General features: G+C 39.8%; 15 protein-coding genes. 14 read left to right on the top strand and 1 reads right to left on the bottom strand.

Translation table 11 applies throughout. From position 1 onward, the window contains the following. Nucleotides 1–174: 174 nt before the first annotated feature. Genes ACH0AK_RS07305 through ACH0AK_RS07280 form a run of 6 tightly spaced genes read left to right on the top strand, consistent with a single transcriptional unit; the run spans nucleotide 175 to nucleotide 4,618 of the window. On the top strand, nucleotides 175–1,512 hold the full coding sequence (locus ACH0AK_RS07305) for an AAA family ATPase (RefSeq protein ID WP_430607932.1): 1,338 nt from the start codon (nucleotides 175–177) through the stop codon (nucleotides 1,510–1,512). Beyond that, nucleotides 1,512–2,588: an ATP-binding protein gene (locus ACH0AK_RS07300; RefSeq protein WP_430607930.1), complete on the top strand. Its 1,077-nt coding sequence runs from the start codon at nucleotides 1,512–1,514 to the stop codon at nucleotides 2,586–2,588. Before ACH0AK_RS07305 ends, ACH0AK_RS07300 begins: the two co-directional genes overlap by 1 nt. A gap of 12 nt (nucleotides 2,589–2,600) precedes the next feature. Beyond that, nucleotides 2,601–3,215: a hypothetical protein gene (locus tag ACH0AK_RS07295; RefSeq protein ID WP_430607928.1), complete on the top strand. Its 615-nt coding sequence runs from the start codon at nucleotides 2,601–2,603 to the stop codon at nucleotides 3,213–3,215. Between the two features lie 12 nt (nucleotides 3,216–3,227). Then, a complete protein-coding gene (locus tag ACH0AK_RS07290) occupies nucleotides 3,228–3,656 on the top strand; it encodes a replication terminator protein (protein WP_430607925.1) in 429 nt (142 codons plus the stop codon). A gap of 4 nt (nucleotides 3,657–3,660) precedes the next feature. Beyond that, nucleotides 3,661–4,407 carry a hypothetical protein gene (locus ACH0AK_RS07285; RefSeq protein WP_430607923.1) on the top strand — a complete coding sequence of 249 codons (747 nt, stop codon included), beginning with the start codon at nucleotides 3,661–3,663 and terminating at the stop codon, nucleotides 4,405–4,407. Nucleotides 4,408–4,417: 10 nt separating this feature from the next. Further along, nucleotides 4,418–4,618: a hypothetical protein gene (locus ACH0AK_RS07280; RefSeq protein ID WP_430607922.1), complete on the top strand. Its 201-nt coding sequence runs from the start codon at nucleotides 4,418–4,420 to the stop codon at nucleotides 4,616–4,618. Here the strand turns inward: ACH0AK_RS07280 and ACH0AK_RS07275 are convergent. Then, on the bottom strand, nucleotides 4,581–5,378 hold the full coding sequence (locus tag ACH0AK_RS07275; protein ID WP_430607919.1) for a hypothetical protein: 798 nt from the start codon (nucleotides 5,376–5,378) through the stop codon (nucleotides 4,581–4,583). The genes ACH0AK_RS07280 and ACH0AK_RS07275 overlap by 38 nt on opposite strands. Before the next feature lie 51 nt (nucleotides 5,379–5,429). Between ACH0AK_RS07275 and ACH0AK_RS07270 the strand changes: the two genes are divergently transcribed. From ACH0AK_RS07270 to ACH0AK_RS07235, 8 genes are read left to right on the top strand one after another with little or no spacing between them, the layout of a single operon-like run. Next, a complete protein-coding gene (locus ACH0AK_RS07270; protein WP_430607917.1) occupies nucleotides 5,430–7,028 on the top strand; it encodes a DEAD/DEAH box helicase in 1,599 nt (532 codons plus the stop codon). Between the two features lie 24 nt (nucleotides 7,029–7,052). Continuing rightward, the gene (locus ACH0AK_RS07265; RefSeq protein WP_430607915.1) at nucleotides 7,053–7,298 is read left to right on the top strand and encodes a hypothetical protein; all 246 of its coding nucleotides are present in this window, start codon (nucleotides 7,053–7,055) and stop codon (nucleotides 7,296–7,298) included. After that, entirely contained in the window at nucleotides 7,298–7,522 is a 225-nt protein-coding gene (locus ACH0AK_RS07260) for a hypothetical protein (protein WP_430607912.1), read from the top strand. Before ACH0AK_RS07265 ends, ACH0AK_RS07260 begins: the two co-directional genes overlap by 1 nt. 22 nt (nucleotides 7,523–7,544) lie before the next feature. Beyond that, on the top strand, nucleotides 7,545–9,782 hold the full coding sequence (locus tag ACH0AK_RS07255; RefSeq protein ID WP_430607909.1) for an AAA family ATPase: 2,238 nt from the start codon (nucleotides 7,545–7,547) through the stop codon (nucleotides 9,780–9,782). After that, nucleotides 9,754–9,951, top strand: coding sequence for a hypothetical protein (locus ACH0AK_RS07250; RefSeq protein WP_499796834.1), 198 nt, complete (start codon nucleotides 9,754–9,756; stop codon nucleotides 9,949–9,951). The genes ACH0AK_RS07255 and ACH0AK_RS07250 overlap by 29 nt, the downstream gene beginning before the upstream one ends. A 59-nt stretch (nucleotides 9,952–10,010) precedes the next feature. Beyond that, the gene (locus tag ACH0AK_RS07245) at nucleotides 10,011–10,190 is read left to right on the top strand and encodes a DUF3797 domain-containing protein (RefSeq protein ID WP_499796833.1); all 180 of its coding nucleotides are present in this window, start codon (nucleotides 10,011–10,013) and stop codon (nucleotides 10,188–10,190) included. Continuing rightward, nucleotides 10,183–10,575, top strand: a complete 393-nt coding sequence (locus ACH0AK_RS07240; RefSeq protein ID WP_499796832.1) for a RusA family crossover junction endodeoxyribonuclease — start codon at nucleotides 10,183–10,185, stop codon at nucleotides 10,573–10,575. The genes ACH0AK_RS07245 and ACH0AK_RS07240 overlap by 8 nt, the downstream gene beginning before the upstream one ends. Continuing rightward, a complete protein-coding gene (locus ACH0AK_RS07235; RefSeq protein ID WP_016621359.1) occupies nucleotides 10,576–10,794 on the top strand; it encodes a hypothetical protein in 219 nt (72 codons plus the stop codon). Nucleotides 10,795–10,797: the final 3 nt, after the last annotated feature.

The following is a 10,797-nucleotide window of genomic DNA, read 5'->3' as shown; positions in this document are numbered from 1 at the left end:
ATTGATGTGGAATCAAAAGAAGTGATACTCATTCTGACAACAATAGTTTTAGATGGCCATAAAATTCAGCAATATTTTACAAAAGAAGGACAGCTAGTTGCGCAAAAAGAGCTTACCCCAGTTACCGCTGAAGTAAGCCAATGAAAAATAATCTACACAAAGGAAGTGTAACATATGTCTGTAAAAATTAACAAGCTTGAAATTGAAAATGTTAAACGTGTCAAAGCAGTAAAAATTGAACCAAATGCCAGCGGGTTAACTATCGTTGGTGGAAATAATAATCAAGGAAAAACCAGCGTTATTGATGCTATTGCATGGGGACTTGGTGGCAATAAGTACAAACCAAGCCAAGCACATCGGGAAGGATCGGTCACACCACCACACCTTCATATTGTCATGAACAACGGTCTGATCGTTGAGCGCAAGGGAAAGAATTCTGATTTGAAGGTCATTGATCCTAATGGAGAGAAAGCTGGCCAAAACTTGTTGAATAGCTTTGTCGAAGAGTTGGCTATTGATTTACCTAAATTTATGGATTCATCCAATAAAGAAAAAGCTAATATTCTCCTACAGATTATTGGCGTGGGAGATCAATTGTATGAGCTTGAACGAAAAGAACAAGAAGTCTATAACAAACGCCATGCGATTGGTCAGATTGCTGATCAAAAGAAAAAGTTTGCAGCTGAACAACCTTACTTTCCGGAGGCACCAAAGGAACTAATCTCTGTTTCTGATTTAGTAACCAAGCAACAAGAGATCCTTGCAAGAAACGGAGAGAATCAACAAAAGCGTAATCAAGTCAATCAAATTTCTTTTCAGCTGGAACAATCGAAATCAAATATCCAAGCTATTAATTTGAGAATTGAAGAGCTTCAAGCGCAATTGCAGAAAGAACAAATTGAATTCAATCGACTAGCAGAAGACTTGACCATTGCACAAAAGACTGCTGAAAGTCTCCAAGATGAATCGACACAAGAACTGCAACAAAACATTGCAGAAGTGGACGAGATCAATCGACGAGTCCGAGCAAACTTAGACAAGGACAAAGCCGAAGAGGATGCGAACGACTACAAGAATCAATACGATGTACTGACAAACGATATCAACTCTATTCGCAAAGAAAAGGTCTCTTTACTAACGAATGCGCAACTGCCGCTTCAAGGGCTTTCTGTAGCTGAGGGAGAGCTAACTTACAACGGTCAAAAATGGGATAACATGTCCGGATCTGACCAGTTGAAAGTCTCAACGGCAATCGTCCGTAAGTTAAAACCGGATTGTGGTTTCATTCTATTGGATAAGTTGGAACAGATGGATATGGTCACGCTGAACGAGTTTGGTCAGTGGCTGGAACAAGAAGGTCTACAGGCAATTGCGACACGTGTTTCAACAGGTGACGAGTGCGAGATCATTATTGAAGATGGCTATGTGACTGAAAATAAAATAGCACCATCTGAGGGCGAACCTACACCTCAGCAATCCCCACAACCTAAGTGGAAGGAAGGAGAATTTTAATGAACATTACGAAAGGTGTCATTGCAAGGGCACAAAAGGTCGTGATTTATGGACCTGAAGGGATCGGCAAATCTACACTGGCTGCCCAGTTTCCTAACCCATTATTTATTGATACAGAAGGCAGTACAGACAATATGGACGTTGCGCGTTTAGATAAACCTAGAAGCTGGTCGATGCTATTACAGCAAATCGATTTCGTAAAACAAACGATGCCATGTGCGACTTTGATCATTGATACTGCAGACTGGGCAGAGCGTTTATGCATCGAGCACATTTGTTCACAGTACGGCAAAAAGGGAATCGAAGATTTTGGCTATGGAAATGGGTATACGTATCTTGCTGAAGAGTTTGGTCGTCTATTGAATAAGCTATCTGATCTCAAAGATATTGGCGTAAATGTTGTACTAACAGCGCATGCTCAAATCCGTAAATTTGAACAGCCGGATGAAATGGGGGCATACGATCGGTGGGAATTGAAGCTGGGAAACAAAAAGACCTTAGCTACAACGGCACCTTTAACAAAAGAGTGGGCGGATATGGTTTTATTCTGCAACTATAAAACGATGTCTGTTGCCTCGGATGACAAAGGAAAAAAATTCAAAGCCCAAGGCGGAAAGCGTGTCATGCATACGACCCATCATCCGGCTTGGGACGCAAAAAACCGTTTTGGTTTGCCGGATGAATTGGATATGGGGTTTGCAGGAATTGCACACATTTTCGCGTCTCAGCAAGCGCCACAGGTAAAGGAACAGCCAATTGCAAATACACCAGCAGCGGTTGAAACGCCTGTAAACAAATCAGAAACTGTTCAAGAAACGCAACCAGTAACAACGGCACCAAATTTTGATCGAGAACCAGACGATTATGCAGAAATCCCACAACAGCTTGTTGACTTAATGAAAGCAAACAACGTAATTCCGGCAGAAATTATGGCTGCGACAGAATCAAAAGGGTACTATCCGACAGGCACACCGATCCAAAACTATGATCCGGGATACATTGATGGCGTATTAGTTGCTGCATGGCCACAAGTATTTACTATGATTCAAGAAATTCGAAAAAACCAAAAATTTTAGGAGGAACGATCAATGACACAACAATTTCAACAAGAACGAGAATTAGGCTGGGATGACACGATTGTCCAAGACAGTGAGTTTGTTTTATTAGAACCGGGCGAATACTGGTTTACAGTAGAAAAGTTTGAACGAGCACGTCATACACCAAATCCAAATTCCAGAAGTCAAAATCCACTACCACCGTGCAATAAAGCAATTTTGACACTAAAAATTGAGACTCGAACAGGAGAAACCAAAACTGTAAAACATAACTTGTTTTTACACTCACGAACTGAAGGAATGGTTTCAGCATTTTTTGGGGCTATCGGACAAAAGAAACATGGAGAACAGTTGCAAATGAATTGGCAATCAGTCGTTGGATCAACTGGTGTGACCTCTATTAAAAAAGAGATGGGTAGCAATGGCAATGAATATAATTCTACCGGTTACATGATTTATTCCGAAGATGTGGATCCAACAAAGCAATTAAATGATCGACCAGGATCAGCACAATCAGCTTATCAACAACCACAATCAAGCTACCAAGCACAGCCATCAGCGAATACTAACCAGCAACCAGCACAAAATTTTAATCAACCACCGGTAACGAACCAACCGCAACAGGGTTACCAACCAGGGGCATTTTAGGAGGAATAAAATATGTTAAAAGAAATCAATCTTCAACTTTCACTATTAGCAGAAGGCGCCATCCAAGAAAAATTGGATGGTGAACTTCAAAAGATTTTTAGTAACATCCATGATCCAAATACTTCTGCAACAGCCAAACGAGTAACAACTATCAAACTGGAATTTAAACCAGATGAGAACCGTCAAGTAGTTACTGTATCAAGCGACTTCACTACTAAACTAGCTCCGGTAGAAGGGGTATCTACTACAGTATTAACTGGTCGAGATATCAATACAGGAAAAGTAGAAGCAAAAGAATTAAAATCATCCGTTCCAGGTCAAACTTACATTGACCCAGAAGATGGCCAAGTAAAAACAGATACAGGTGAGCCAGTGGATGTCATCGAAAAAGAAGAAGCAAAACAACAACAAATTATCGATTTACAAAAGAAAAGAGGATAAATAAATGACAATGACAAAAGAAGCAATTCAATATTTGATGGAACAAGGAATTAAACCAGACGATCGATTAGTAAATTTTGCTGAGGATCGTTGGTTAGTTTTTAACAATGAAGGCGATGCACGAGAAATTTTACCTAAAGTTTTTAATGCAAAAGAAACAATGGTGATCAATACACTATCAGGTTTTGTTAACTACGTGAAATCTAATCTTGATCGAGAAAGAAACAAGCTAATCATCCATGTAAAAAATGAAGCGCAAGTGTTCTTGAAAGGTTTGTTAGAAGAGGATGGAAGTCGAGAAACCTTAGCTGAAGCAAGAGCGATTATTCCTAGTTTTAACTTTGATTGTTTCATGGGAATGGAAGAATTCAATATTGCACTTCAATCGAAGTTTGTGCCAAATGAGCATCGAGAAATTTTGTTACAAGTAGTTGGAAACGTATCTGAAGAAAATGTAAAAAATGTTGGTGATGACGGTATTAGCCAAGCAGTAACAATCAATCAGGGAGTTGCTACTAAAGTAGATGTAAAAGTTCCTAATCCAGTTGAGTTAGCCCCGTACCGCACATTCTTAGAAGTAGATCAACCAGAAAGCCAATTTATTTTCCGCATGAAAGATGGTCCACGTGGAGCAATTTTTGAAGCAGATGGTGGTGCTTGGAGAAATCAAGCAATCGTGAATATCCGAGAATATTTATATGAGCAGTTGGAAGAAGAAATCAACATGAAGCGCATCACGATTTTAGCTTAGGAGAAGAATATTGATACTCAAACAAGCTCACTTTACACAAGAATTTAGTGAACATATTGATTGGATTATTGAAGAATTAAAAAAAGATAGCACTAAAAATTGCTATCTGGAATTAGATTGGTTTGATGAACCAACAATAATTGATATAAAAATGGCAGAAAAAATTATAAATGCTATCCACCGAGGCCTTTACTCACAAAATGACCAATGAAAGCTGAAATTATATTGGTAATAATAAAAGCGATTGGCACAAAGTATGGCTTTTCTTTGGATCTGTACCAATATGCCCGTAGAGATGCTCCATACAAATCTTTTTCTGAAGTATTAGTCTTAAGAGTTTTATCTATAGCCATATTCACCATTTGTGTAAACATACGGACTTTACTAGATGTAGACATACTTAATTCGTAGTATTTTCCGTCTTCAAAAGCTTGAGCCTCAGCAGCACCAGTAAGGTATTGTTTGGGTTCTAACTTATTTTTAATCATAAGATGGTCCATTTTTTTATCTTCGATGTAATCTGGTCCATAAAGTTCTTTGAATAGAGAAGCAATATTGATTTGTTGATTGTCCGAAAGTAAGAAAGGATGCCCACCCAATACCTGATAACGGTGTTCTAGTGCTTTAAAACCAAAAATCGAATCTCTCATATTCCAATGCAACCAAGTCTTATTATGATTATTTCTTAAAAAGTCGAAGTATTCATCTAACATCTTTTTTTCAATTTCGTTGTATTGATTAACAATTTCGTCAAAAGGTATTCCCATTTCTTCAGCAGATTTATAAATTGCGAATAACTCTGTTTGACCAAATTCGAGATTTTCGACTGCAATTGATGTTATCCTTGGACTTTTTCCACCAAGTGCAAAAAAACTCTCGCTTGAATAATGAATAACCAAATATTTAGACTTTTCTTTGTCTATTTCTTTTAAAGTATCTAAACCTTTCAATCTATCAGTAATACGACTCATTATAATCCTCCATTTTTTATCTCATTATATATCTAAAGAAAGGGATGTGCTATGAAATTAAGACCTTACCAAAAAGAAGCTCGCAGTTCAATCCAGAAGGAATGGAAAGAAGGAAAGAAAAGAACCTTGTTAGTATTGCCTACTGGATGCGGAAAAACAATTGTATTCAGTAAGGTTATCGAAGATCGGGTGAGAATGGGCGAGCGTGTGCTCGTCCTTGCCCATAGGGGAGAATTACTGGATCAAGCTTCTGACAAATTAGAGAAGTCGACTGGGCTAAAAACAGCTGTTGAAAAAGCAGAAAAAACCAGCCTTGGAAGTTTCTTCCGGGTCGTGGTGGGATCCATTCAAAGTATGCAACGGGAGAAGCGACTAAGTCAGTTTCCACCTAATTACTTTGATACGATCATCATCGATGAAGCCCATCATTGTATTAGCGATGGCTATCAAAGAGTACTGAGCCATTTCGAGGATTCAAATGTATTAGGGGTTACAGCTACGCCGGATCGTGGCGATATGCGAAATCTCGGTGCATATTTCGAGTCCTTAGCTTATGAATACACATTACCAGCAGCAATCAAAGAAGGCTTTTTGTCACCAATCAAAGCACTAACTATTCCTCTTAAGTTAGATCTTACTGCAGTGAAACAACAAACCGGGGATTTTTCTTCAAGAGATTTAGGAACGGCATTGGATCCCTATCTTTATCAAATCGCTGATGAGATGGTCAAGCACTGTTCAAACAGAAAAACAGTGGTATTTCTACCATTAGTCAAAACAAGCAAAAAATTCCGAGATATCTTAAATGAGCGTGGGTTCCGTGCAGGAGAAGTTAACGGTGATTCAAAAGATCGTGTGGAAGTTTTGGAAGACTTTGAGAATGACAAATACAATGTCCTTTGTAATTCGATGTTGTTAACAGAAGGGTGGGATTGCCCATCGGTTGATTGTATTGTGGTTTTACGTCCGACAAAGGTTCGATCACTCTACAGCCAAATGGTGGGCCGAGGAACTCGCCTACACGAAGGCAAAGAAGAACTGTTGTTGCTAGACTTTCTTTGGCACACGGAACGGCATGAGCTTTGTCATCCAGCGCATTTGATCGCTTCAAGTGATGAAGTTGCTCAGAAGATGACTGAAAATATTGAAGATGCTGGCGAGCAAGGATTGGCTTTGGATCTGGAAGAAGCAGAAGTGCAAGCTGAAAAAGATGTCATTGCCGAACGAGAAGAGGCTCTGGCTAAACAGCTATCAGAAATGAGGCGGCGCAAACAGAAGCTTGTAGATCCACTACAGTTTGAGATGTCAATCCAAGCTGAGGATCTTACTAGCTATGTGCCATCCTTTGGGTGGGAAATGGGACCACCTTCCGATCAACAAATTAATGCGTTGGAAAAATTAGGTATTCTTCCGGAAGCAATCGAGAATGCCGGAAAAGCCAGTCTAATGCTCGATCGTTTACAAAAACGAAAAGAAGCAGGTTTGGCAACACCGAAACAAATCAGACAATTGGAACAACGTGGCTTTATGAATGTGGGTACGTGGTCTTTTGATGCCGCAAAAAGCATGATTGGTCGAATTGCTTCAAATGGTTGGCGTACGCCTAATACTGTCGATCCTAAAACATATACGCCTGAATTAGTCCAGTAAAGACAGACACAGGAGGGATAACTAGTGGAAAAAGCTTTTGGTTATAGTCAAATGAAATTCAACTACATTACTGATTATGTTAACAGTATTGCAGAAAGCGCAGTACAGATGGAAATGGCATGGCAAAACAGGAAAAATTTTAAAGAGGATATTGACATTGAGCAGTGGTTAATAAGACAGGCAGAGAGTATTGATCAAGCGATGAAGGAATTATCTGTTTATCTTGAGCCAGTAAGTTCCTTTTATGAGAGTGAACAGGAGGAAGTGTGATGGCTAGAAAATCAAAGAACAGATATAGATTAACCGTTGGAGGTCTAAAAGTTGAGCTTTCACTATGGACTGGTTTCACGGATACGGCAAGTGATCTAGAAATTGCAAAAGCTATCTTACATCACATGAGGTTTTATTCTGTTTATGAATCAGTTTCTAATGGTGCTGATTTTGATTTAAAAATGATTAGAGCTTCAAAATCTAAAACATTTATTCAGTCGTAAAAAATAATTTAAGGAGCAGCATATGGAAAGCAAACTAGATTTAACTGAGTTATTAGAATACGTTGACCCGACAATGCTGAGTTATCAAGAATGGGTCAACGTGGGAATGGCTCTCAAGCATGAAGGATATACAGCTCTTGATTGGGATCAATGGAGTCAAAAAGATTCTGAACGCTATCATTCCGGAGAATGTTTCAAGAAATGGGATAGTTTTGAGGGAACCAACCAACCAGTCACTGGTGCAACAATCACACAGTTGGCCAAAGATTACGGCTGGACGTCACGTTTTAGAAATGAAGATGGTGGCCATGAGTTGGACTGGAACGGTACGCTTCAAAAAGATGATTTGGTCATTATTGATCGAAACTGGATTGAGGGCAAGGAAATCAATGAGCCAGCGAAGTGGGAACCTGCAAAACAGATCATTCGATATTTAGAAACGTTATTTGAGCCATCAGAAACGGTCGCATACAATATGCAGTCTTGGCAGGATGAGGATGAAAAGTGGAAACCTTCAAACAAGGGGGCTTTCGACCGAACAGCAGGACAATTGATTGAATCATTGACCCATTGCGGCGATGATATCGGCTCAGTCCTTGGGGATTATAATCCGGAAGCTGGTGCGTGGATCCGTTTCAATCCCATGGATGGTAAAGGTGTAAAGAATGACAATGTCACAGAATTCCGCTATGCGTTAGTAGAATCTGACAATATGAGCCTTGAAAAACAAAATGCGATCATGCGAGAACTTGAACTGCCTATTGCAGCATTGTTATATAGTGGCAGTAAATCGATTCATGCCATCGTGCGAGTGGATGCTGATAATTATCCGGAATATCGGAAGAGGGTTGATTACCTTTACGATGTCTGCAAGAAAAACGGACTGACAAATGATAATCAAAACAGGAATCCTTCCAGACTAAGCCGGATGCCAGGTGTCACACGAGGAGAAAAAAAGCAGTTTATAATCGATACCAATATAGGGAAATCTTCATGGGATGAATGGAAAGAATGGATTGAAAGTGTCAATGACGATCTTCCGGATCCGGAAAGCTTATCAGATTTGTTCGACAAAGCAATTGAGCTGGCACCAGAACTAATTAAAGGAATGTTACGCCAAGGACATAAGATGTTGATATCTGGTCCTTCTAAAGCAGGGAAGTCATTTTCGCTTATACAGCTAGCAATTGCAATCGCAGAAGGTCGTAAATGGTTTGGATTTGACTGCGCGCAGGGGAAGGTGCTTTATGTCAATCTTGAATTAGATGATCGATCAGCAAAAGTACGCTTCGTTGATATCTATGAGAAACTTGGCCATGGTCATGCGAATGTTGGTAATATCGATATTTGGAACCTAAGAGGTAAGACTAGCCCAATGGATAAGCTGGCGCCAAAGCTGATCCGACGTGCACAAAAATCCAATTATATGGCCGTGATCATTGACCCGATTTATAAGGTACTGACTGGAGATGAAAACAGTGCACATGAGATGGCTAAGTTTACGAACCAATTTGACAAGATCGCGACAGAGCTGAATTGCGCTGTTATATACTGTCACCATCATTCGAAAGGGTCTCAAGGCGGGAAAAACTCAATTGACCGATCGAGTGGATCCGGAGTATTTGCACGAGATCCCGATGCCATTCTGGATTTGATTGAGTTGCCTGTCACGGAAGACAGATACATGGCCATGGAGAATGAAGCAATCTGCAATGTCTATTTACGAGCGATTCAACAGTATAACCCAACTTATGGTGAAATCAGTCAAGATGATCAATTCAGCGTGAAGCAAATGGGTCAGCACTTAATGAGTGCAATTCGATCACAGGGGATTTTGAAACAGGTAGAACTTGAAAGGCAGCAGGCTGTCCGTTTAGCAAGGCAAGCAACTGCATGGCGCATCGATGGGACGTTGCGAGAGTTTCCAAAGTTTGATCCAATCAATGCATGGTTCAAATATCCGCTTCATGTACTGGATCCGTCTCTTGCAGATATCAAGCTAGACGAGGATCCGAAAGATAAGTGGAAAAAAGGTACCAAGCAATCTAATCAATCACGTAGTGAAAAATCTAAGCAAGAATTAGAGACAGCATTCAATGCTTTGTCTATGGATGGTGAGGCTGTGAGTGTTGAAGACGTAGCTGAGTACCTAGATATCGATAAAAAATCAGTTTACAGGAAAGTAAAAAAACACGAAGGACTAAAAACCGAGGGAGGATATATCGAAAAAGTTGCAACCGAGAACAGTAACAATCCATAGTGTGTTACTAGCTTGTTACAAAACACCTAGTCCGGTAACAACCTATAAACAAGTTACTAGCTTGTTACAGTTGAGAAACGTTGTTAGACCGGTGTCTGCTAACCTCGTAACTATCTCCCCTTGGGGAGTAGATAGTTACGGAGGGTTACAGCCAAGACAAAATGGATAGTGAAAAATAAAATGTGAGTTTGATTAGAAAAATAAAATAACGTGAAATGAGGATAAATCATGTTACTAAGTAAAAGTATGGAGCTGATGGAAAAATATGGCAATTGCCCTGAATGTGGCAATCGTTTTATTGGAAACGGGCAAGGTGGATTAGTTGTTGAAGAATACACATTTGAGCGTTGGTGTAAATGTGGTTGGAAAGTAATTGTGGATGTGCGAATGGATGAAGAGGATGATTGAGTTCTTCATGCCGATGATTCCGCCAGAAACAACTCACCAGCAAAAGAAAGTTTCAGTAGTAAATGGGAAGCCACATTTTTATGAACCCAAAGAACTGCAGGCTGCACGAGAAAAGTTAACCGCACATCTGGCCAAACATGTTCCGGAAGAAAAAATGATCGGTCCGGTTCGGCTCATGGTGAAGTGGTTGTTTCCTATAATAAACGGCCATCAAAATGGAGAGTATAAATATACGAAGCCCGACTTGGATAATAGCCAGAAATTACTGCAGGATTGCATGACAGATTTAGGATTCTGGAAAGATGATTGCTACGTGGCCAGTTTAGTAGCTGAGAAATTTTGGGCGGATCAACCGGGCATCTATATCAGAATTGAGGGGATATGATTGGATTGGAATGCAGTATTTTCGGATTTACATGAATGGATGAAAGAATCAAACCAAATGACTCAACAGTACCCGATTACATCTGATCAGTACTGGGAATGGCTAGTGAGGTCTATTGGAGATTTAGGAAATAAGTACAATAACCATCCATTAGTATTAGGGTTCTTGAACGCAATCATCACATTTCAAGATGAGAATGTTCAGAAATTAAAAATGTAAGAG

The sequence above is a fragment of the Enterococcus pernyi genome (assembly GCF_045371165.1).
GTDB lineage: Bacteria > Bacillota > Bacilli > Lactobacillales > Enterococcaceae > Enterococcus_B > Enterococcus_B pernyi.
This window is presented reverse-complemented; position numbering and strand designations above follow the sequence as displayed.